At 75.5% G+C, this 22401-nt stretch carries 19 protein-coding genes; 13 read left to right on the top strand and 6 right to left on the bottom strand.

Going from position 1 to position 22401, the window contains the following annotated elements:
* Positions 1-82: 82 nt before the first annotated feature.
* The 4 genes from V5D56_RS20295 to V5D56_RS20280 form a co-directional block, all read right to left on the bottom strand.
* The gene (locus V5D56_RS20295) at positions 83-1060 is read right to left on the bottom strand and encodes an alpha/beta hydrolase (protein ID WP_435737066.1); all 978 of its coding nucleotides are present in this window, start codon (positions 1058-1060) and stop codon (positions 83-85) included.
* A gap of 20 nt (positions 1061-1080) precedes the next feature.
* On the bottom strand, positions 1081-1791 hold the full coding sequence (locus tag V5D56_RS20290; protein WP_435737065.1) for a maleylpyruvate isomerase N-terminal domain-containing protein: 711 nt from the start codon (positions 1789-1791) through the stop codon (positions 1081-1083).
* Positions 1792-1864: 73 nt separating this feature from the next.
* Entirely contained in the window at positions 1865-3097 is a 1233-nt protein-coding gene (gene metX, locus V5D56_RS20285; protein WP_435737064.1) for a homoserine O-acetyltransferase MetX, read from the bottom strand.
* A gap of 82 nt (positions 3098-3179) precedes the next feature.
* Positions 3180-4517 carry a bifunctional o-acetylhomoserine/o-acetylserine sulfhydrylase gene (locus tag V5D56_RS20280; protein ID WP_435737063.1) on the bottom strand — a complete coding sequence of 446 codons (1338 nt, stop codon included), beginning with the start codon at positions 4515-4517 and terminating at the stop codon, positions 3180-3182.
* 439 nt (positions 4518-4956) lie between these two features.
* On the opposite strand from V5D56_RS20280, the gene V5D56_RS20275 reads away from it, so the two are divergent.
* From V5D56_RS20275 to V5D56_RS20260, 4 genes are all read left to right on the top strand, one after another.
* Positions 4957-6393, top strand: a complete 1437-nt coding sequence (locus V5D56_RS20275; protein ID WP_435737062.1) for an NlpC/P60 family protein — start codon at positions 4957-4959, stop codon at positions 6391-6393.
* A gap of 102 nt (positions 6394-6495) precedes the next feature.
* Positions 6496-7455, top strand: coding sequence for a hypothetical protein (locus tag V5D56_RS20270; protein ID WP_435737061.1), 960 nt, complete (start codon positions 6496-6498; stop codon positions 7453-7455).
* Positions 7452-8738: a sensor histidine kinase gene (locus tag V5D56_RS20265; protein WP_435737060.1), complete on the top strand. Its 1287-nt coding sequence runs from the start codon at positions 7452-7454 to the stop codon at positions 8736-8738. The genes V5D56_RS20270 and V5D56_RS20265 overlap by 4 nt, the downstream gene beginning before the upstream one ends.
* Positions 8735-9388: a response regulator gene (locus tag V5D56_RS20260; RefSeq protein ID WP_435737059.1), complete on the top strand. Its 654-nt coding sequence runs from the start codon at positions 8735-8737 to the stop codon at positions 9386-9388. Before V5D56_RS20265 ends, V5D56_RS20260 begins: the two co-directional genes overlap by 4 nt.
* A gap of 64 nt (positions 9389-9452) precedes the next feature.
* On the opposite strand, the gene V5D56_RS20255 is transcribed toward V5D56_RS20260, so the two are convergent.
* Positions 9453-9956 (bottom strand): inorganic diphosphatase, encoded by a 504-nt coding sequence (locus V5D56_RS20255; protein ID WP_030144047.1) that lies wholly within the window; start codon positions 9954-9956, stop codon positions 9453-9455.
* Between the two features lie 233 nt (positions 9957-10189).
* Between V5D56_RS20255 and dacB the strand changes: the two genes are divergently transcribed.
* Entirely contained in the window at positions 10190-11602 is a 1413-nt protein-coding gene (dacB, locus tag V5D56_RS20250) for a D-alanyl-D-alanine carboxypeptidase/D-alanyl-D-alanine endopeptidase (RefSeq protein WP_435737058.1), read from the top strand.
* A 14-nt stretch (positions 11603-11616) separates the two neighbouring features.
* Here dacB and V5D56_RS20245 read toward each other — a convergent pair whose 3' ends face one another.
* On the bottom strand, positions 11617-12045 hold the full coding sequence (locus V5D56_RS20245; protein WP_435737057.1) for a type II toxin-antitoxin system VapC family toxin: 429 nt from the start codon (positions 12043-12045) through the stop codon (positions 11617-11619).
* Between the two features lie 172 nt (positions 12046-12217).
* On the opposite strand from V5D56_RS20245, the gene V5D56_RS20240 reads away from it, so the two are divergent.
* The 8 genes from V5D56_RS20240 to V5D56_RS20205 all read left to right on the top strand — a co-directional run bounded on the left by V5D56_RS20240 (position 12218) and on the right by V5D56_RS20205 (position 22392).
* Entirely contained in the window at positions 12218-13396 is a 1179-nt protein-coding gene (locus V5D56_RS20240; protein ID WP_435737056.1) for a zinc-dependent metalloprotease, read from the top strand.
* A 5-nt stretch (positions 13397-13401) separates the two neighbouring features.
* A complete protein-coding gene (tilS, locus tag V5D56_RS20235) occupies positions 13402-14514 on the top strand; it encodes a tRNA lysidine(34) synthetase TilS (RefSeq protein WP_435737055.1) in 1113 nt (370 codons plus the stop codon).
* Positions 14515-14525: 11 nt separating this feature from the next.
* Positions 14526-15080 (top strand): hypoxanthine phosphoribosyltransferase, encoded by a 555-nt coding sequence (hpt, locus tag V5D56_RS20230; protein WP_435737054.1) that lies wholly within the window; start codon positions 14526-14528, stop codon positions 15078-15080.
* Positions 15081-15255: 175 nt separating this feature from the next.
* Positions 15256-17361: an ATP-dependent zinc metalloprotease FtsH gene (gene ftsH, locus V5D56_RS20225; protein WP_435737053.1), complete on the top strand. Its 2106-nt coding sequence runs from the start codon at positions 15256-15258 to the stop codon at positions 17359-17361.
* Positions 17361-18002 carry a GTP cyclohydrolase I FolE gene (gene folE, locus V5D56_RS20220; RefSeq protein ID WP_435737052.1) on the top strand — a complete coding sequence of 214 codons (642 nt, stop codon included), beginning with the start codon at positions 17361-17363 and terminating at the stop codon, positions 18000-18002. The genes ftsH and folE overlap by 1 nt, the downstream gene beginning before the upstream one ends.
* A gap of 5 nt (positions 18003-18007) precedes the next feature.
* Entirely contained in the window at positions 18008-18946 is a 939-nt protein-coding gene (gene folP / locus V5D56_RS20215; RefSeq protein ID WP_435737051.1) for a dihydropteroate synthase, read from the top strand.
* Between the two features lie 168 nt (positions 18947-19114).
* On the top strand, positions 19115-21883 hold the full coding sequence (gene folK / locus V5D56_RS20210) for a 2-amino-4-hydroxy-6-hydroxymethyldihydropteridine diphosphokinase (protein WP_435737050.1): 2769 nt from the start codon (positions 19115-19117) through the stop codon (positions 21881-21883).
* Positions 21883-22392, top strand: coding sequence for a DUF3180 domain-containing protein (locus V5D56_RS20205; RefSeq protein ID WP_435737049.1), 510 nt, complete (start codon positions 21883-21885; stop codon positions 22390-22392). Before folK ends, V5D56_RS20205 begins: the two co-directional genes overlap by 1 nt.
* The last annotated feature ends 9 nt before the right edge of the window (positions 22393-22401 follow it).

Here is a 22401-nt window from a genome sequence, read left to right as displayed (position 1 = left end):
TGCGTCCCCGCGCCGCACGCCGAACCCCGGCTTGCGCGGCCCAACACGCCCCGAACGCCTCACAACCCCGGGTTCGGCACCGTCACGACCAGCCGTAGGCCGCGACCCATCGCACGATCTCCGCGAAGTACACGGCACGTGGACCCGGCGCGGAGAGGGCGAGGTCGTGGATCCCGCCGGGGATGCGCACCACCGTGACCACGCGCCCCAGGTTCGACGCCCGCCGGGCGAGCGGCTCGACGTCGAGCACGATGTCCGCGCTGCGCATGTTCTCCGTCCAGCGTGTGCTGAACAACGAGCGCTCGGCCAGCAGCACGAGGACCGGGCAGTCGATCGACAACCCGGCCGCCACCTGCGCGTGGCCGGCGATGACGGCGCGGAGCCAGCCCGCTCTCACGGGGAACGAAGGGACCGGGCGCCACGCGTCGTCGATCGTCCACGCCCCGTCCTCCCGGTCACGGAGTGTGCGCGCGTAGTAGCCAGGGTCGACGTTCGGCAGCGGAGCGCGAGGCTGGAAGCGCGCGAGCTGACGGATCGCCGGCCCTGAGACGGTACGGGCCACGGACGACCCCTGGAGCTCGAGCCAGGGACTGTTGAGCACCAGGCCGCGGACCCGGCCCGGATGGCGGTGTGCCCACAGCGACGCCACGAGCCCACCGGTCGAGTGGCCCATGAGCATCACGGCGGCGTGCGCGCCGAGCTCCTCGCGGACGACGGCGAGCGCGGCCTCGAGGTCTTCGTCGTAGACGTCGAGGGAGTCGGCGTAGCCAGGGGTCTGGTGCGGACGCAGGCTCCGCCCGTACTTGCGGAGGTCCACCGCGTAGAACGCAGCACCCTGCGCGTGCCAGAGCGCGGCGAGCTCTGTCTGGAAGAAGTAGTCGCTCCAGCCGTGCAGGTAGACCACGGCGCGGGCCGGCCGCACCGCCTCGGGCGCAGGCGGTGCGTAGCGGACGAGCGTCGCGACCACCGGCCCCTCGTCGTCGTCGGCCAGCTCGAGGGTGCGCCGGGCGTAGCCGTCGCCCAGGACGTCCGGCTCCCAGGCGGTGCGCGCGTCGGGCACGGGTCTGCTCGCCCGCGCGGTCAGAGGAGGGGCAGCATGCGGCCGAGGTCCGGAACCGCCTCGGACGTGTGCACGGGCGTCAGTGCCTTCGCGAGCTGGTCGACGTCGTAGCGTTCGCGGCCCGTCGCGAGCCGCACCCACAGCATCGGGTCGTGCACCTCCAGGCTCCAGCCGCCGCGCACGACCACGACGTGCAGCAGCTCGGCCGCGACCGCGTCGAGCGCGCGCGGGTCCACGGGGTCGTCGTGGATCTCGGGGAACGACCGCGACAGGTCGTCGGCGTGGACGACCAGCTCGACGACCCGGGAGACCACCATGTCCTGGAGCGTGATGGGGCCGCGGCGCGCCTGGACGACGCGCTCGCCGGCCAGTGCGTCGAGGCGGGCGAAAGCCTGCGCGGCCCGGTCCTCGACCCCGCCGAGCCGGTCCGGCGCGATCTCGGCGTCGAGCGTCCGCGTCGCCTCCGCGATCTCCTCGGCGCGGTCGGGATACGTGCCGAGGTACTCGGCGAACGAGAGGGGCACCGTCCCCGGCGCGACGGGCCCGCACCGCGCCAGTGCCTCCATCACGCGGCCGAGATGGGAGACGAGCTCGCCGATCGACCACCCGTCGAGGACGCTCGGGCGGTCGACCGCGCGTCCCAGCTCACCCCCGAGACCGCGCAGCCAGCGGTCGAGCCGATCCCACTGGGAACGGAGGTGGTCGGCGGCGGCGTCGACGTCGATGCTCATGGGCCCATCGTGCCTGTTCGACAGGGCGTGACGCACGCCAGGTCCACGCCGGGCCCGGCCTCGAGCGTTCGCCTCAGTCGCGCGCGGGGGAGGGCTCGGGCAGGAACTCCGCGACGAGCGGCCCGAGCTGGTGGTGCTCGACGAGGAACCCGTCGTGGCCGAAGTCGCTGTGCAGGGTCCGGAGCGGCTCCGCGCCCGGGATCCCCGCGGCGATCCGTGCGCAGTCGGCGGGCAGGAAGAGGCGGTCCGAGTCGACGGCGACGACCAGGGCGCGCGCCGTGATCGAGCCCAGCGCGCCCTCCACCCCGCCGCGGTCACGGCCGAGGTCGTGCGTGAGCATCGCCTGGGTGAGCACGAGGTAGGAGTTGGCGTCGAAGCGGCGCGCGAGCTTGTCGCCGTGGTGGTCGAGGTAGGACTGCACGGCGTAGCGACCGTCGGTGAACGGGTCCTCGCCGCCCTGCGGGATCCTGCCGAACCGGGTGTCGATCTCGAGGGCCGAGCGGTACGTCGCGTGCGCGATCTGACGGGCGATCCCGAGACCGACGTGCGGCCCGTCGCCGTCGGCGGCGTCGTAGTAGTCGCCGTCGCGGAACCGCGGGTCGGCGCGGATCGCGCCGATCTGCGGGTGCGCCCAGGCGATCTGGTCGCCGGTGGTCTGCGCGCCCGTCGCGATCGCTGCGAGCGACTCGACACCGATCCCGGCCTCCGGGCCGAGGATCGCCCACTCGAGCACGCGGTGACCCCCCATGGAGGCCCCGACGACGAGCGCCCACGACGTGATGCCGAGCGTGCGTGCGAGCTCGATCTCGACGGCGACCTGGTCGCGCGTCGTCACGCGCGGGAACCGACCGCCCCAGGGCGCGCCGTCGGGCGCGGTCGACGCCGGTCCCGTGGTGCCCTGGCACCCGCCGAGCACGTTCGGCGCGACGACGAACCACCGGTCCGTGTCGATGGGCGCGCCCGGCCCGACGAGGTCCTCCCACCAGCCCGCGGTGCGATGGCCGGCACCGGCGGGGCCGCTCACGTGCGAGTCGCCCGTGAGGGCGTGCAGGACGAGCACCGCGTTGGAGCCGTCCGGTGCGAGCGTGCCCCACGTCTCGTACGCGACGCGCACGTCGGGCAGGCGCGCGCCGGACTCGAGGTCGAAGGTGCCGACGTCCGCGAAGAGGCGACGCCCGACGTCGTCCCCCTCGCGCCACGCGCTGCTGGCCGGGACCGCCGTGGTGGCACGAGGGCGCGACGACGGGACCGCGCTGCGCGGAGGCGCGGAGCGGGCCGGTCGGGTCGGGGGGAGCTCGTCGGTCACGGGATTCACCGTCGGCCACTGTACGGCCGGGGCGCCGACGGCGCCCCGGCTGTCCAGATGCGTCATCGTGCGCCCTCCGCGGTCACGCATCCCGCGCGGACTTGGCGGCGGTGAAGCCGAGCTCGAGGTCCGCGAGGATGTCGTCGACGTGCTCGATCCCGACCGCGAGGCGCACGAGCCCGGGTGTCACGCCGGAGAGCGCCTGCTCCTCGGGTGTGAGCTGGCTGTGGGTCGTCGACGCCGGGTGGATGACGAGCGAACGGACGTCGCCGATGTTCGCGACGTTCGAGTGGAGCTGCAGGGCGGAGACGAACGCCTGGCCCGCCTCGGCACCGCCGTCCAGCTCGAACGCGAGGACCGCGCCGGCGCCGCGAGGCAGGTACTTCTGCGCGTTCGCGTGCCACGGGCTCGACGGCAGGCCCGCGTAGTGGACCGTGCGGACGTCGTCTCGCGCCTCGAGCCACCCGGCGACCCGCTGCGCGTTGGCGACGTGCCGCTCGACGCGGAGCGAGAGGGTCTCGATGCCCTGCGCGATGAGGAACGCGTTGAACGGCGAGATCGCGGAGCCGAGGTCGCGCAGGAGCTGGACGCGCGCCTTGAGCACGTAGGCGAGGTTGGCGCCGAGGATCCCGTCGACGCCGAGGTCGCGCGCGAACACGAGGCCGTCGTACGACGGGTCGGGCGTGTTGAAGCCCGGGAAGCGCTCGGGGTCCGCCGCGTAGTCGAACGTGCCGCCGTCGACGATCACGCCACCGATCGCCGAACCATGGCCTCCCAGGTACTTCGTCGCGGAGTGCACGACGACGTCGGCCCCGTGCTCGAGCGGGCGCAGGAGGTACGGCGTGGCGACGGTGTTGTCGACGACCAGCGGGACGCCGACCTCGTGCGCGACAGCGGCCACCGTCTCGATGTCGAGGACGTCGGCCTGCGGGTTGGGGATCGTCTCGCCGAAGAACAGCTTGGTGTTCGGACGGACGGCGTCGCGCCACGCCTGCGGGTCGTGCGGGTCGGTGACGAACGTCGTCTCGACGCCGAGCTTGGCGAGCGAGTACCGGAGCAGGTTGTACGTGCCGCCGTACAGGCTCGGGGAGGCGACCACGTGGTCACCCGCCTCGGCGACGTTGAGGATCGCGAACGTCGTCGCGGCCTGACCGGACGCGAGCAGCAGGGCACCGACGCCGCCCTCGAGCGAGGCGATCCGGTTCTCCACGACCTCCTGCGTCGGGTTGCCGATGCGCGTGTAGATGGGACCGAGGTCCTTGAGCGCGAACCGGTCGGCGGCGACGGACGCGTCCGGGAAGACGAACGACGTGGTCTGGTAGATCGGCAGCGCGCGCGCCCCGGTGGTGGGGTCGGCGGACTGGCCGGCGTGGACCTGGCGGGTCTCGAAGGACCAGGCGGGGGACTGCTCGGTGCTCATGGTCTCGCTCCTGCGGGTGTCGGTGGCGGTGCCGGTCGGGATGCCGGTGTCGGCGGAGGCGGGTGCGCCGGGGCGCCGCAGGAGAGTCACGACCCGGCGGCGGAAGGGGCAGCGCACGGGGACGTGGTGCCCGGTCGTCGCGGGTACCGCCGTCGTCGGCGGCACCGGCCACGGGGCAGGCGAACGTGCGCTGGGGTCAGCAACACATTCGACGGGTCATGGACCGACAGTAGGCACGCCCGACGCGAGCCGGAAGGCCCGTCTCGCGATGCGAGACCACATGTTGAGAAAGGTCCCGCGTTCTCGGATCGCGCGTCCGCGGACCGCCGGGCAGACTGCAACGGGCGGCGCGTCGTCTGTCAACGCGACGCGCCGCGCAGGGCGGCGCGGGTTCCGGGACCGGTGCCGCAGGACGACGGCGCGCGACGGGAGGGTCGGCATGAGCGGATCGAGACGCGGTCGCACGGTCGCGACGAGCGCGGCAGCCCTCGCTCTCGCCCTGGGCCTGGGCGTCGGGTTCGCGCCCGCCGCGACGTCGGACCCCGCTCCCCCCGGGGCGTCGGACCCGGCGTCGGCCCCCGACGAGGACGTGCGCTCCGCCCACGAGGACGTCGATCGCGCGAGCGGGGACGTCGCGGCGATCGAGGCCGACCTCGCCGCGCTGCGCGACCGCCGGTCGAGCGCTCAGGCCGGCGTGCAGAGCGCCGCGGAGGACTACGCCGCCGCGCAGGCCGTGCTCACGCAGGCGGACGCGGAGCTGCGCACCGCGCGCGACGACCTGGCGGTGGCGGAGGCGGCCGAGGACGAGGCGCGTGCCACGCTCGGCGCGCTGTTCCGTGCCTCGCGCCAGGGCGCGGACGACCTCGACGCGCTGCGGGCGGTGGTCGAGGCCGACGGCGTGGCGGAGGTGGTCGAGCGCGAGCAGGCCGGGAGGGTGGTCGGACGCACCGCCAGCCGGGCGGTCGACGAGCACGCGACCGCCCGGGCCGTCGCGGACACCGCCCGTGCGCGCGCGGACGCCGCCCTGGTGCACCAGGAGGAGGTCTCCGAGCGGGCGCGCGGCGCGCTCGCGAACGCCGAGCGGGCGGCGTCCGAGCTCGACGCCGCGGTCGCCGACGCGGCGGCACGCCGGGAGACGCTCGTCGCCCAGCTGGCGCAGGCGCGCGCGACGAGCGTCGAGGTCGAGCGGCAGCGTCAGGACGCGCTGGACGCCGAGCAGGCACGGGCCGACGAGGAGCGGGCACGCGAGCGCGTGGGCGCCGGGGGGCACGCGCCGTCGGGCACCGGCGAGGCGACGACCCCGCCCCACGCGACGACCCCGCCCCACGCGGCGGCCCCGTCCACGCCGCCCGGCTCGCCCGGACCCGAGGCGTCGCCGCCGGCGCCTGCTCCTCAGCCCGCTCCTGCGCCGGCTCCCGCTCCTGCGCCGGCCCCCGCCCCGCAGCCCGCCCCGGCTCCCCGGCCCGAGCCGCCCCCGGCGACCGCGCCCCCCGGCACGGCCGTCGGGAGCGCGGCGCAGGGCCAGGCGGCGGTGGCGTGGGCGCGGACCAAGATCGGCTCGCCGTACGTCTTCGGCGGGACGGGGCCGGGCTACGACTGCTCGGGCCTGACGTCGCGCGCCTGGTCCGCGGCCGGCGTGGACATCACGCGGACGTCGCGGTCGCAGTACCAGCGCGTCGCGAAGATCTCGTACGCCCAGCTCCGCCCGGGCGACCTCGTCTTCTACGCGAACGACACCTCCGACCCGTCGACGATCCGGCACGTCGCGATCTACGCGGGCGGCGGCATGATGGTCGAGGCCCCGCAGCCCGGGGTGGACGTGCGCGAGGTGCCGATGCGCTGGACCGACGCGATGCCCTACGCCGGTCGCCCCTAGCGCTCGTGCCCGGCATGCCGGGCGCGACGCGCGACCTGGGTCGCGCACCGTCACGACCTGCGGTCGACGCGCGCGGGGCGGGCCGGTGGCGAGCCTGGTCACATGAACGACACCTCCACGCTCTCGTCCCGCCCGCCCGTCCCCACGGCGCTCGTCGTGACGGCTGCCGTCACGGCCTCCGCGACCCTCGCCGCCGGCGTCCTGCGGTGGACCGGTCCGCCGCCCGAGGGGTACTCGGCGATCTTCGCGCCGCTCGGGGTCGCACCGGCCGCCGGGGCGCTCGCGCTGGTCGCGCTCGCCGTGTCCCGCAGCCGGACGACGCCCAGGTCGCTCGTCGTCGGGCTCGGCTGGGGCGCCGTCGTCCTGCTCTTCTGGGCGGCCGGGGGACTCGCGCTCGACGCGTTCCGCGCGTTCTTCGCGGTGACGGGGATCCCGGCGGGCGACTTCGCGGTCGTCGACGTCCGGGGTGCGCTGGTGCGCGCGCTGAGCGCGACGACGGCGGTCGTCACGGCGCTGCACACCTGGTCGGCGACCACGCCGGGCTCCGCTCCGGTCCACCGCCGCTGGCCGCGCGCGCTCGCGCTGGTGATGTGCGTGCCGTACCCGGCGCTCAAGGTCTACTGGTGGCTGGGCGGTACGCTCGGACGGCCCGAGCCGCACACGGGGGGAGTGCCGCTGATGGAGCTCGCGCTGTTCGCGACCGCCGCCCTGCTGGCGCTCGCGCTGACGCACCGACCGCTGCCGGGCCGGCTCGTGCGGGGTGGGCTGCAGGCGGTCGGATGGGTCGCGGCGTCCGCGGGCCTGACGATGGGAGCTCTCATGGTGTTCGGTACCGCCGCGCAGCTCCTGGGCCTGGACGACGGCCCCGTCGACCTCGACGCGGGGGCGATCACCGTCCTCGTCGCGCTGACGTACGCCACGTGGCTCGTGATCGGCGTCGCGCTCCTGGTCGCGACCCTGGACGCGCGCGACGCGGCCCGCCTCGCTGTCCGCTCCGGGCGCGAACGGCACGCCGCCCCGGACGTCACCGTGCGCGCCGCGCGAAGGACCGTCGCCCCATGAGCGTGCTGCCCCCGCGGGGGGACGTGCTGCTCGCCGGGGCGGTGGCGCTCGTCCTGCTGCCCGCGACGTGCGTCGTCGCCGTGGCCTCGCTCCCGGCGCGCGAGGCCTGGGCCGTCGTGGCGCTCGCGGCGGTCGCGCACGTCGCGCTCGCCGCACGCCGGTCGGCACCGGTGCTCTCGCACGTCGTGGTCGCCGTCGCGCTGGCCGGCCTGCTCGCCGTCACGGGACTGTACTTCCTGCTGCCCTCCGCGCTCGTGTTCCTCGTCTCGGTCCAGGCGTGCACCGCGTGGGGCCCGGCGCGTCCGCTCGGCCTGGTGACCGGCGTCGTCGGCGCGGCCGTGACCGTGCTCCGGTACCGCGACGACCCGAGCGCGACGGCGTCGGCCGTCGGTCCGAGCCCGTGGCTGCTGGGCCTGCTCCTCCTCGCTCTCGTCGTGGTCGCCTGGACGATGGGGCTGCTCCGTCGGGCGCAGGAGCGGGTGCGGCTCGAGGCGCAGGCCGGGCGGGTCCGGGCGGAGGCGGAGCGTGAGGAGCGGGCCGCGCGGGCGGTGCTGGCGGAGCGCACGCGGATCGCCCGCGAGATGCACGACGTCGTCGCGCACTCGCTCTCGGTGGTCGTCGCCCAGGCCAGGGTGGGACGAGCGGACCCCCGGCATGCCTCGCAGGCGCTGGAGGTCGTCGAGGAGACGGGACGCGAGGCGCTGCGCGAGATGCGCGGCCTGGTGCACGTGCTCCGAGCGGAGCCGGGGGACGCGGTCGACGGCACGCTGCTCTCGAACCCGGCACCGACGCTCGACGACCTGCCCGGGCTGGTCGAGCGTGTCCGGGCGACGGGGCGCACGGTGCGGGTCGTCGAGTCGGGTCTTCCCGCGCCGCTCGGACCGACCGCCGGGCTCGCCGTGTTCCGCACGGTCCAGGAGGCGCTGACCAACGGTGCGCGCCACGCCGTGCCCGGGTCGACGTCGACGGTCACCCTCACGTGGCACGCGGACCGGCTCGACCTGGAGGTCGCCGACGTGCCGCCCGGTGCGAGCCCGGCGCCGGGGCGCCTCCGTGCGGCGTCGCCGAACCGTCCTGGTCCCTGTGACGAGCGGGATCCCGGGACCGGCCCCGGGGCCGGTCTCGGTCTCGTGGGGATGCGGGAGCGGGTCGAGGCGACGGGCGGGACGCTCGAGGTCCGGACAGGTCGCGCCTGGACGGTCGCCGCGACGATCCCCTTCACGCACCGTCGTCCCGACGTCCTGCCGACGGGCGCGCGGTCACGACCCGAGGAGGCGCGATGATCCGGGTGCTGGTCGTCGACGACCAGGACCTCGTCCGCGCCGGGGCGGTCGCCGTGATCGACGCCGCCGCGGACCTGTGCGTCGTCGGGGAGGCTGCCGACGGGGCCCAGGCGCTCGCCGTGCAGCGCGAGCGACGCGCGGACGTCGTCGTGATGGACGTCCGCATGCCGGTGCTGGACGGTATCGAGACGACCACCCGGCTGCTGGCGGCCGGGATGCCGCCCTGCCGGGTGCTCGTCCTGACGACGTTCGACCTCGACGAGTACGTCTACGCGGCGCTGCGCGCCGGCGCCGCGGGGTTCCTGCTCAAGGACGCGCCGACCGAGGAGCTGCTCGCGGCCGTGCGCACCGTGCACCGGGGCGACGCCGTGATCGCGCCGTCTGCCACGCGACGCCTCCTCGCGCAGGTCGTCCCCGCGCTCCCGGACGTCGCGGCGCGCGAACGCGCCCTCGACGTCCTCACGGAGCGAGAGCGCGACGTCGTCGCGCTGCTCGCGGACGGGATGTCGAACGCGGAGCTCGGCGCGCGGCTGTTCCTCTCGGAGGCGACGGTCAAGACCCACGTCGGCCGGGTCCTCTCCAAGCTGGGCCTGCGCGACCGCGTGCAGGTCGTCGTCTGGGCGTACCGGAACGGGCTCGCCCGCCCGTGACAGACGACGGCGGCCGCCCACCTCGCGAGGTGGGCGGCCGCCGTCGTGCGTGCTGGACCGGGTGTCAGTGGCCCGGCGTGTGGTACCCGCTGTCGATGGCGCGCTGGATGGAGCGCTCGATCTCGGCCTCGGCCTCGGCGCGGCCGGTCCAGTGGGCGCCCTCGACGGACTTGCCGGGCTCGAGGTCCTTGTAGACCTCGAAGAAGTGCTGGATCTCGAGACGGTGGAAGTCGGACACGTCGTCGATGTCCTGGCGCCACGCGGCACGCTGGTCGCCCGTGGGGACGCACAGCACCTTGTCGTCGCCGCCGGCCTCGTCGCGCATGCGGAACATGCCGAGCGCGCGGCAGCGGATGAGGCAGCCGGGGAACGTGGGCTCCTCCAGGAGCACGAGGGCGTCCAGCGGGTCGCCGTCCTCACCGAGGGTTCCCTCGATGAAGCCGTAGTCGTCGGGGTAGCGCGTCGACGTGAAGAGCATGCGGTCGAGACGGATCCGGCCGGTCGCGTGGTCGACCTCGTACTTGTTGCGCTGGCCCTTGGGGATCTCGATCGTGACGTCGAACTCCACTGCTGTCCTCCAGTCGTACCGGCACCGCGGTTCTCGGGCGGTGGCTGGTCGGGTTGATCGACGGACGACGCCGTCGTGCGGCTCCTAGTGTGACACGGGCGCCCTCGTCGGACGGGCTCAGGAGTGCGGGTGAACGCGGCCCGGTGAGTGATAATGCGCACGTGCTCGCGCCCGGTCCTGTCCTCGCCGACGCCCGGCACGTCCGCACCGGAGGTCACGAACAGGGGAGTCGCATGGGCTGGGGTACGCGCGCGGGGGTGGCGCTCGGCGTCGTCCTGGCGCTCACCGGGGGCTACCTCGTCGCGGACGCCGCCGACGTCGTCCCCGGCCTGCTCACGACGGAGCCCCTCCCGCCCGAGCCGGCGCCCTTCCCCGACGCGCCCGGCGCGGTGGCCGCGCCGCCGCTCGTCGCCGGGCTCCCCGTGCTCGACGACGCGGCACCGGTCCCTGCGGCCGGGACGGTCCAGGAGCTCACCGACGCGCTCGTGGCGGACCAGCGCCTCGGCCCGCGGGTCGGCGCGCTCGTGCTCGACGCGACGACGGGCGAGGTGCTCGGCGAGGCCGGCGCGGGCACGGGGCACGTCCCGGCGTCGACGATCAAGGTGCTCACGGCGGCCGCCGCGCTCACGTCCCCCGGCCCGCGCACGACGCTCGTGACGCGCGCGGTCCTCGAGGGCCAGGACACGGTCGTGCTCGTCGGCGGGGGCGACATGATGCTCGCCGCCGGGGCCGGTGACCCCACGGCGGTCAACGGTCGCGCAGGGCTCGCCGACCTCGCCGCGCAGGTGTCCGAGGAGCTGCGCCTCACCGGGCGCACGACCGTGACGCTCCGCCTCGACGACACGTACTTCACCGGTCCCGCCGTCAACCCCTCCGTGTTCCCCGGCAACGTCCCGGCGGGGTACATCGCGCCGGTCGCGGCGCTCGCCGTCGACATCGCGCGTCTCGAGGACGAGGAGTACGCGCGCCGTGCGGAGGACCCGGCCCTCGCCGCGGCCCAGGCGTTCGCGACGGCGCTCGGCGAGCAGGGCATCACGGTGGAGGGCGACCCCGTGCGTGCGCCCGCGCCCGACGACGGCCGCGTCGTCGGCGAGGTCGAGTCCGCGCCGCTGGGGGACGTCGTCGACTACCTCCTCCAGCACTCCGACAACACGATCACCGAGGTCGTGGGGCGCGTCGTCGCCCTGGACGCAGGTCTGCCGGGCTCCGCCGAGGGCGCGACGCAGGCCGTGCGCGCCGCCGTGGAACGCCTCGGCGTCGACCTCACGGGCGCCGTGCTCGCGGACTGCTCGGGCCTCGGGGACGGGTCGTCGCTCACGCCGCGCCAGCTCGCCGACGTCGTGCGCCTGCTCGCCGACGCGGGTCACCCGCAGCTGCGCACCGCGGCCGTCGGGCTGCCCGTCGCCGGGCTCTCGGGCACGCTCGACGACCGCTTCCTCGACAACGCGGGCCGCGGCGTCGTGCGGGCGAAGACGGGCAGCCTGCCGAACGTCACGTCGCTCGCGGGGACCGTCGTCACCGCCGACGACCGCCTGCTCGTCTTCGCGCTCATGACCGACGCCGTGCCCGACGGCGGCACGTACGGCGCGCGCATCATCCTCGACGACTTCGTGGGCACGCTCGCGGAGTGCGGCTGCACCGGCTGACCCGCCGGGCCTGCTCAGCGGGCGCCCGGAGCCCCGTCGCCGGCCAGCCAGTCCTCGATCTCGAGGCCAGGGACCCGGGAGAACTCACCGACGTTGTTCGTCACCATGACGAGCCCGAGCGACCGCGCGTGGCCGGCGAGGAGCGCGTCGTAGGGCCCGATCGGCGTGCCGCGGTCGGCGAGCATCGCCCGGATCCTGCCCGCGTGCATCGCTGCCATGCTGTCGAGAGGGATCACCTCGACGAGGGACAGCAGCTCGTCGACCGCCTGCCGGTTGCGATGGGCGTCCCGGGACCGCTCGACGCGGCACGCGAGCTCCATCTCGCTCACGGTGGAGACGGCGATGCGGCCCTCGGCCTGCCGGAGCCGTGCGCGGGCGGACTCGCCACGGCCACGGAGCAGCGCGATGAGGACGTTCGTGTCGAGCAGGTAGAGCGAGCTCACAGGGCGTCGCGCTCGTCCGCAGATCCCTGGTCCCGACCGTCGAGGAAGTCGTCGGTGGCTCGCAGGCCGTGCTCGAACCACTCGTCCCACCCGGTGAGCCCGGCGGTGCGGTACCCCTGCCACGCGCTCTCGTCGAGGGCGGCCACGGTCGCGGCAGGGATACCGTGGAGCGGTGACGCTCGTCGAGAAGCCCGACCGCCCGCCCGTCGGGCCGTCGATCGTGGACTGGTCCGCCGCCGCGCAGGTCGCGGGACGGCTCGCCCGCCCCGGCCCGCAGGCGTCGCGCGACGAGCTCGCGGACCTCGTCGACGGGCTGCGGGACGCGGCGTCGCGCGCGGTGCCGCACGTGCTCGACGTGACGCGCATGACGCCCGCCGGCGTCGCGCGCCCGGCCGAGCTCGGGTCGGTGTTCGTCGTGGACCGGGCGCGCTGGGCGCAGGCGAACACGGAGATCATGGCGTCGCTCACCGCAGGGGTCGCGGACGCGCTGCTCTCCGACGGGTCCGACCGCCCGCCGCGCGTGCCGCAGGCGACCGCGCTCGTCGGTGCCGCGCAGGTGGGTTCCGTGCTCGCGGTCCTCGCGAGCCGCGTGCTCGGGCAGTTCGACCCGTACAGCGGCTCGGCTGCCGCGGCCGAGTCCGGCGGCCGGACCGACGGCGGGACGGACCGAGAGCTGCCGGCCGGAGAGCCGGGGCGCCTCGTGCTCGTCGCGCCCAACGTGCTGCAGGTCGAGCGCGCGCTCGATCTCGTCCCGGCCGACTTCCGGCTCTGGGTGTGCCTGCACGAGCAGACGCACGCGCTGCAGTTCGCGACGGCACCCTGGCTCGCGTCGCACCTGCGCGAGCGCGCGGGGAGCCTGCTCACCGACCTGTCCGCGTCGTCGCGGCGGCTCGCCGAGGCACGGCTGGGGGAGAAGCTGCGGACCGTGGGGCGCGCGGTGCTCGACGCCGTGCGGGGCGAGGGCGGCACGCTCGTCCACGGGTTCCTCACCGACGACGAGCGCCGCCAGCTCGAGGACGTCTCGGCGGTCATGGCCCTCCTGGAGGGGCACGCCGACGTCGCGATGGACGCCGTCGGGCCGCGCACGGTCCGCACGGTGCGCAGCATCCGCCGGAAGTTCGAGGCGCGCCGAGACGGCGCAGGGGCGTCGGGCGCGGACGTCGTGCTGCGCCGGGTCCTCGGGATGGACGCCAAGATCGCGCAGTACCGCGACGGCGCCGCGTTCGTGCGCGCGGTCGAGAAGGACGTGGGTCGCGACGGCTTCAACGCCGTGTGGGCGGCGCCCGAGAACCTGCCCACGGCCCGCGAGATCGCCGACGCGCGCGCGTGGGTGCGCCGCGTCCACGGCTGAGCGTCGTGGGGGGACCGGCGCCCGTCGTGGCGGACGCGCGCCGCGCGGTGCGGGCGGCGCTCGCGGACCTCGCCGCGGGCGACCTCGTGCTCGTCGCGTGCTCGGGCGGCGCGGACTCGACGGCGCTCGCCGCGGCGGCGGCGTTCGTCGCGCCGCGGCTCGGGCTGCGGGCGGGCGCGGTCGTCGTGGACCACGGGCTGCAGGAGGGGAGCGCGGAGGTCGCGGCCGAGGCGGCCGACCGGTGCCGCGGGCTCGGGCTCGACCCGGTCGAGGTGCGTCGCGTCGTCGTCCCCGCGTCCGGGGCCGGCCCGGAGGCCGACGCACGCGACGCGCGGTACGCGGCGCTCGACGCGGCGGCCACCGCGCAGGGCGCCGTCGCGGTCCTGCTCGGCCACACGCTCGACGACCAGGCGGAGACCGTCCTGCTCGGCCTCGCACGCGGGGCCGGGGGGCGCTCGCTCGCCGGCATGGCGCCGCGCCGCGGGATCCTGCGCCGCCCGTTCCTCGGGCTGCGCCGCACGGACACCGAGGCGGTGTGCCGGACCCTCGCCCTCGACTGGTGGGACGACCCGACCAACGACGTGCCCGGCGGGGCAGGACGACGGGTCGCCGGGGCGGCCTCGGGGCCCGGCCCGGGTGCGCCGCTGCGCTCGCGCGTGCGGGCGGCCGTCGTCCCGGTGCTCGTCGAGGTGCTCGGCCCGGGCGCCGTGCCGGCGCTCGCACGGACCGCCGACCTGCTGCGCGACGACGCCGACCTGCTCGACGCGCTCGCCGCCGGCCTCCTCGACCGGGCGCTCGTCGCCCCCGACGTCGGCCCCGTGGGCACCGTGGTCGAGCTGGACCTGGACGTGCTCGCCACGGCGCACCCCGCGCTCCGGCGACGGGCGCTGCGCGCCGCGGCGCTGCGCGCCGGCTGTCCCGCGAGCGACCTGTTCGGGGTCCACGTCGACGCGCTGGACGCGCTCGTCGTCGACTGGCGCGGGCAGGGCGCGGTGCACCTGCCAGGCGATCTCCGGGGGCGCCGGTCGTGTGGCAGGCTTGCTCTGGGTCCTCCGGGGCCACCCCTCCGCACGGACCCGGCACCGACCACCGCCCCCACCCCTGCACCCCAGACCTAGGAGCGTCACCCGTGGAAGCATCGGACGTCGCAGGCGACCTCGAGAACGTGCTGCTCACCGAGGAGCAGCTCGCCCAGAGGCTCGACGAGATCGCCGCGCAGATCGACCGTGACTACGCGGGCAAGGACCTCCTGCTCGTCGGCGTGCTCAAGGGAGCGGTCATGGTCATGGCCGACCTCGCGCGGCGCCTGAGCCACCCCGTCGAGATGGACTGGATGGCGGTGTCGTCGTACGGCTCGGGCACCAAGTCGTCGGGCGTGGTGCGCATCCTCAAGGACCTCGACGCCGACCTCACGGGCCGCAACGTGCTCATCGTCGAGGACATCATCGACTCGGGCCTCACGCTGTCCTGGCTCCTGTCGAACCTGCGCTCGCGCGGCCCGGAGTCGGTCGAGATCGCGGCGATGCTGCGCAAGCCCGACGCCGCGAAGACCGACGTGGACGTGCGGTACATCGGGTTCGACATCCCCAACGAGTTCGTCGTCGGGTACGGCCTGGACTACGCCGAGAAGTATCGCAACCTGCCGTTCGTCGGCACGCTCGCGCCGCACGTCTACTCGGCCTGAGGCGCTCTGCAGCCCGACGCCGCACGGTCGCCCTCGCGGGCGGTCGTGCGGCGCGTCCGTCCACGCCCTGGGCGAACAGGGCCGTGAAGCACAGCGGACGTCAAGGTCCAGCGTGTAGTTTCGAGCCCGAACACTTGCGCGAGCGGAGGGATCCGGGGCGCGCGCCCCGTCGCCGATGAACATCAAGAAGATTCTCAGTGGGCCGATCGTCTGGATCGTGCTCGGCCTCGTGATCCTGTGGATCGCGTTCACGACGCTGTCGCGGCCGACCGTCCAGCGCATCGACACGTCCGCGGGCCTCGAGCTCCTGACCGGCGACACCGTCGACCAGGCGCTCATCGTCGACGGCGACCAGCGCGTCCGCCTGACGCTGTCCGAGAACTACGTGACCGACGAGGGCACGGACGACGAGCACGACTACGGCACGAACGTCGAGTTCTTCTACGTCGCGCCGCAGGGCGAGGCCGTGGTGGACGCCGTCGTGGCCGCCGAGCCGGTGGACGGGTACAACTCCGAGGTCGCGCAGCCGTCGTTCTGGTCGTCGCTGCTCGGGCTGCTCATCCCGTTCCTCATCATCGGCGTGCTGTTCTGGTTCCTGCTCTCCCGCATGCAGGGCGGCGGTTCGCGCGTCATGGGCTTCGGCAAGTCGCGCGCCAAGCTGGTGTCGAAGGACACCCCGCAGGTCACCTTCTCGGACGTCGCGGGCGCCGACGAGGCCGTCGAGGAGCTCCACGAGATCAAGGAGTTCCTCGCCGAGCCCGACAAGTTCCAGGCGGTGGGCGCGAAGATCCCCAAGGGCGTGCTGCTCTACGGGCCTCCCGGGACGGGCAAGACGCTGCTCGCGCGCGCCGTCGCGGGCGAGGCCGGCGTGCCGTTCTACACCATCTCCGGCTCGGACTTCGTCGAGATGTTCGTCGGCGTCGGCGCGAGCCGCGTGCGCGACCTGTTCACCCAGGCCAAGGAGAACTCGCCGGCGATCATCTTCGTCGACGAGATCGACGCCGTCGGCCGCCACCGCGGTGCCGGCATGGGCGGCGGGCACGACGAGCGCGAGCAGACGCTCAACCAGCTCCTCGTCGAGATGGACGGGTTCGACGTCAAGACGAACGTCATCCTCATCGCGGCGACGAACCGCCCGGACATCCTCGACCCGGCGCTCCTGCGCCCGGGCCGCTTCGACCGGCAGATCGCCGTCGAGGCGCCGGACCTCAAGGGCCGCGAGGCGATCCTGCGCGTGCACGCGCAGGGCAAGCCGATCGTCCCCGAGATCGACCTCGCCGCCGTCGCACGCCGCACGCCGGGCTTCACGGGCGCCGACCTCGCGAACGTGCTCAACGAGGCCGCGCTGCTCACGGCGCGCAGCGGCGCCCAGCTCATCGACGACCGCGCGCTCGACGAGGCCATCGACCGTGTCGTCGCGGGTCCGCAGAAGCGCACGCGCGTGATGAACGTCAAGGAGCAGAAGATCACGGCGTACCACGAGGGCGGCCACGCCCTCGTCGCCGCGGCGATGCGCTACACGGACCCCGTCACGAAGGTGACGATCCTCCCGCGCGGCCGCGCGCTCGGGTACACGATGGTCATGCCGACCGAGGACAAGTACTCGACCACGCGCAACGAGCTCCTCGACCAGCTCGCGTACGCGATGGGTGGCCGCGTCGCCGAGGAGCTCGTGTTCCACGACCCCACGACGGGCGCCTCGAACGACATCGAGAAGGCCACCGCGATCGCCAAGAAGATGGTCACCGAGTACGGCATGAGCGAGCGCGTCGGCGCGATCAAGCTCGGCACGGGGTCGGGCGAGCCGTTCATGGGCCGCGACATGGGGCACACGCGCGACTACTCCGAGTCGGTCGCGGGCACGGTCGACCACGAGGTGCGCAAGCTCGTCGAGGCCGCGCACGACGAGGCGTGGGAGGTGCTCACGCAGTACCGCGACGTGCTCGACGCGCTCGTGCTCGAGCTGCTCGAGAAGGAGACGCTCAACCAGGCCGAGCTCGCGCGCGTCTTCGAGCCGGTGATCAAGCGCGACCCGCGCGACGTGTGGCTGTCGAGCGAGCAGCGCTCGGTGTCCCAGCGCGGTCCCGTCCTCACCGCCGCCGAGAAGGCCGCGCAGAACGGCCACCCCGTGATCCCGCAGGACGAGGCCGCGGCGGCGAACGACGAGCTCCCGCCCGAGCGCATCGGCGAGGTCCCCGCGAGCTCCCCGCTCGACCGCGCGATCGGCGGTGCCGACGCCGGTGACGGCGTGAGCGACGCCCGCGGGCCGGGACAGGCCTGATGAGCACGGACTCTGCGCCGAGCGGCATCACGCGCTCGCGGTCGGCCGAGGACCTGCCTGCTCCCGCGGACGTCCCCCCGTACGACGCCGAGCGGGCCGAGGCCGCGGTGCGCGAGCTGCTGCTCGCCGTCGGCGAGGACCCGGAGCGCGAGGGCCTGCGCGAGACGCCGGCCCGGGTCGCGCGCGCCTACCGCGAGATCTTCGCGGGCCTGCGCCAGGAGCCGGGGGACGTCCTCACGACGACGTTCGACCTCGGCCACGAGGAGATGGTGCTCGTCAAGGACATCGAGGTGTACTCGACGTGCGAGCACCACCTCGTGCCGTTCCACGGCGTCGCGCACGTCGGCTACATCCCGAACGTCGACGGTCGCATCACCGGGCTGTCGAAGCTCGCGCGGCTCGTCGACGTCTACGCGCGGCGGCCGCAGGTCCAGGAGCGACTCACGTCGCAGGTCGCCGACGCGCTCGTCGAGCACCTGCAGCCGCGCGGCGCCATCGTCGTCGTGGAGTGCGAGCACCTGTGCATGTCCATGCGTGGCGTGCGCAAGCCGGGGTCGCGCACCGTCACGTCGGCGGTCCGCGGCCAGATGCGCGACGCCGCGACCCGTGCCGAGGCGATGAGCCTCATCCTGGGCCGCTGACCCGTATGAGTCCCGGCGGCGCGCCACGCCCGACGCGCTCGCGCGCGGTCGCCGGCCTCGAGATGCTCGCCGGGCTCGACCGGACGCTCGTCATGGGCGTCGTCAACGTCACGCCGGACTCGTTCTCCGACGGCGGCGAGTGGTACGAGCCCGACGCCGCCGTCGCGCACGGGCGCGAGCTCCTCGACGAGGGCGCCGACATCCTGGACGTCGGCGGCGAGTCGACACGACCGGGGGCGAGCCGCGTCCCGGTGGCGGAGGAGCTGGCGCGCGTCCTGCCGGTCGTGGCCGCGCTCGCGGCGGACGGGGCGGTCGTGTCGGTCGACACCACGCGCGCCGTGGTCGCCGAGCAGGCCGTCGCGGCGGGGGCCCGGATCGTCAACGACGTCTCGGGCGGCCTCGCCGACCCGGGCATGGCGGGCGTCGTCGCGCGCACCGGCGTCGCGTACGTGTGCATGCACTGGCGTGGGCACGCCGACGTCATGGACGACCTCGAGGACTACGACGACGTCGTCACGGACGTGCGCGCGGAGCTCGCCGCGCGGCTCGAGACGCTGCACGCGGCGGGAGTCCGGCGCGAGCAGGTGGTCCTCGACCCGGGACTGGGGTTCTCGAAGTCGGGAGCGTCCAACTGGCCGCTCCTCGCGCGACTGGGCGAGCTCCAGGACCTCGGTCTGCCGGTGCTCGTGGGAGCGTCCCGCAAGCGCTTCCTGGGCCATCTCCTCGCGGGCCCGGACGGGCAGGCGGTCCCGCCTCTGGCGCGCGACGACGCGACCGCCGCCGTCACGACGCTCGCGGCCGCGGCCGGGGCGTGGTGCGTGCGCGTGCACGCCGTCCGCGCGTCGGCCGACGCGGTCCGCGTCGTCGCGGCCTGGGACCGGGCACGTGCCGCAGTCCCGGGTGCGGCGACGGTCCGGGACTCGACGGAGCGGCCCGCGACCTAGCAGGATGGGCGGCGGCGGCACGACAGCGCCGTGAGTGACAGCATCGACAGCGATCCACCAGCGATCGACAGCAACGGCACGACCGATCGGCACGACCGATCGCACGAGACAGCGGAGCACGAGCGTCCCCGGACGCCACGTGCTCCCACGTCAGGACGGGAGCACGACGTGACCACAGCGTTCGCAGGAGCGGTCCTCGACGCGGACGGCCGGCCGTTCGACCGGATCCGCCTCACCGGGCTCAGCGCGACCGGACACCACGGCGTGCTCGAGCACGAGAAGGCCGAGGGGCAGCTCTTCCGCGCCGACGTCGTGCTGCACCTCGACACGCGCGAGGCGGCACGCGGGGACGACCTCGCGGACACCGTGAGTTACGCGGGGGTCGCGGAGGACGTCGTCGCCGTCCTCGAGGGCTCGCCGGCCGACCTCGTCGAGACGGTCGCCGAGCGCATCGCCGCGACGATCCTCACGCACCCCGACGTCGTGGCGGTCGACGTGGCCGTGCACAAGCCGCAGGCGCCGATCACCGTGCCGTTCGAGGACGTCGAGGTCGTCATCCGCCGAGACCGGGTCGTCGTCCCGGTCGTGGCGCCCCTCGCCCGGCGGCACGACGCGCGCGAGGCACCACCGGTGGCCCCCATCCCCGTCGGCTCGGTGGCGCCCGCGCTCATCCACGGCGTGGAGACCGCACGCGACCCGGAGCCCGAGCCGGTGCTCGCCGAGGCCCCGGCCGTCATGCCGCCGAGCATCCCGCCCGCGAGCACGGTCGAGCGGCCGGCCGAGCCGGAGCCGTTCACGGCCGTGCCCGACGTCGCCGCCCCGGCCGGGCTCTCGGCCACCGGTTCCCCGGCCACCGGGGCCTCGGACGCCGGGTCGGTCGCGGAGGCTCCCACCACCGCTCCGACCGCCGCGACGGTGGACGCGCTCGGCCACCCCGCTGGCGGAGTGCCGGTGCCCCCACCGGGTCCGGGACCTCAGGCCGTCGAGGACCCGCTCTCCGGGCGGACGGACGCGCCTCAGGGCGCCTCCGGTCCCCAGGACGACGGCGGCGAGGAGACCGGTGTCGCGCACCAGCCCGCCCACGACGCCTCCGACCATGCTGCGGCAGTCGTCGCGCACGGCCAGCCCGCCGACGCGCAGGCCGCGCACGACCCGGTCTCCGACACCGCCACGCGCGAGGCCCCGCTCCTCGCACCGCAGGAGGTCGCCCCGTCCTGGGGGGTCGCCTCGGCGCAGGAGCCGGACCCGGCTCAGGACCTGTCCGATCTGGGCGCCCCGTCGGTGCCGCCGCCGTTCGTGGACGCCGTACCGACGAGCGCCCCGACCGGCCACCCGGCGCCCCCGGCGGACGAGGTGCCCGACGTCGCGGTCGCGACGGGCCCTGCGGCCTCCGTGGCCCCGGACGCCGGTGCCGACGCAGCGCCGAGCGCCGAGCCCACGCCCGCCGGACCGGCGGTAGCCGGGCACCCGGCCGCCGAGTCTCCGGCGGCCGAGCCGCCGGTCGCGGTGCCCCCGGCCGGCGAGGAGGTGCGCGAGCGCGACCGGATGAACGACGTCCCCGCCGACTTCGTCGAGGTCGTCCTGGCGCTCGGCGCGAACCTCGGAGACGCGCAGCAGACCCTGCGTGACGCGATCACGGACCTCGACAGCATCTCGGGCCTCGAGCTGACCGAGGTGTCCCCGCTCGCGCGCACGGCGGCCGTGGGTCCGGAGCAGCCCGACTTCCTCAACGCCGTCGTGCTCGCGCGCACGCGGCTGTCCGCGCGCGACCTCCTGGAGGCGTGCCAGGCCGTCGAGCGAGCGCACGGCCGTGTCCGGCACGAGCGCTGGGGGCCGCGCACCCTCGACGTCGACCTCATCGTCTACGGCTCCCTGACGGCGGTCGCCGACGACCTCGAGCTCCCGCACCCGCGTGCTCACGAGCGCGCGTTCGTGCTGGAACCGTGGTCGCAGATCGACCCGGGCGCGGTGCTGCCGGGCCTGGGCGGCGGTCCCGTGGCCGCGCTCGCCGCGACGGCCCCGGACCGGGCAGGGATCCGCTGGCTCGCGCTCGACTGGCTCACCGAGGGGGCGCCGAACCCGACGGGCGCCGTGCCGATCGCGAGCGCCGGTCCGGCATCACCCGACGGCGGCGAGCCGGCGCAGGCAGGACCGCCGGCTCAGGTCCCGCCGTCCGCGCCGACGCCTCCGCCTGCTCCGACGCCCGCGCGGGCGGTCCAGGCGGGTCCGCCGGACCACGACCCGGCGGTGCCACCGGCCCCGGACGCTCAGACCGGCCCGCACGCCCCGGCGGTGCCGCCCGCACCGGATGCCCGGACCGGCCCGCCGGCGGCTCCCGCCCCTGCGGCGGGACCCGGGGGCGTGCCCGAGACCGAGCAGCCGTCGCCGTTCCCGTTCGACCCGCCGTCACGCTCCCAGGCGGCGCCGCACGCCTCCGCCCCGCACGCGACGTCCGCCCCGCACGGCGGACCGTCCACGCCGCCCTCGCCGTTCCCGCCCGTCATGGCCGTCACGGATCCGGCTCCTGGTCCGGCCGAGCCGCTCGTCGCGGTGCCGGTCTTCAGCCCGGTGCACGCGGAGGAGCCGGAGCGCCGCCCGGGCGAGCCGACGTGGCGCGGCGAGCCGTCGTGGCCGGCAGAGGCGGCCGAGCCTGTGCGGGACGAGGAGATCATCCGCGGGGTGCCGTTCGCCCCGGTGGGCTCGCCGTCAGGAACCCGGGACGACGCGCCGACGGGTGCGCCGGGCGCTGCGCCCGGGCCGCTCGCGGACCCGGCGCTGCACCAGGTGCTCCGGCCCCTCACGCCGTCGCCTCCCGCCCAGGGGGCGGCCCCCGCCCCGGGGACGCCGGCGGAGCCGGCCCAGCCGGTCCCGCCGGGGACCGAGCACTGGTCACCGTTCCCGCCGGTGTCCGCCCCGCCGTCGGCCTCGCAGCACTGATGCGCCGCACGTCCGTCCGGACCCTGCTGCTCGTCGCGGTCGTCACGGCGGTGGTGGGCTGGCTCGTCGTGCGGTTCGTCGAGGGTCGCGGCACGTACCTCCCAGCGGTCCCGTGGGTGGTCGACGTCGCGATCGTCGCGCTCGCGGCCGGAGTCTTCTGGGCAGGCTGGGTGGTGCGCGCGTACCAGAAGGGTCGCCGCCCGGGGCTCGACCCGATCCGTGCCGCACGGACCTTCGTGCTCGCGAAGGCCGCGGCGCTCACCGGGGCGCTGCTCACGGGCTGGTACGGCGCGCAGGTGCTCGCCGCGGTCCCGGACCTCGCGATCGAGGCGCGACGCGACCGGGCCGTCGCTGCCGGCATCGCGGTCGCGTGCGCCGTCGTCCTGGCCGGGGCGGGTCTGCTCGCGGAGCGGTTCTGCCAGCTGCCGCCCCCGGGCGACGAGGACGAGCCGGGTGCCGAGCGCCGCAGGGCGGCCGAGGCCGACGGCGAGGCCGGCGCCTCCGCCTGACCTCGACCC

Origin of the sequence: Cellulosimicrobium sp. PMB13 (assembly GCF_051294865.1) — a bacterium.
Taxonomy (GTDB): Bacteria; Actinomycetota; Actinomycetes; order Actinomycetales; family Cellulomonadaceae; genus Cellulosimicrobium.
This window is presented reverse-complemented; position numbering and strand designations above follow the sequence as displayed.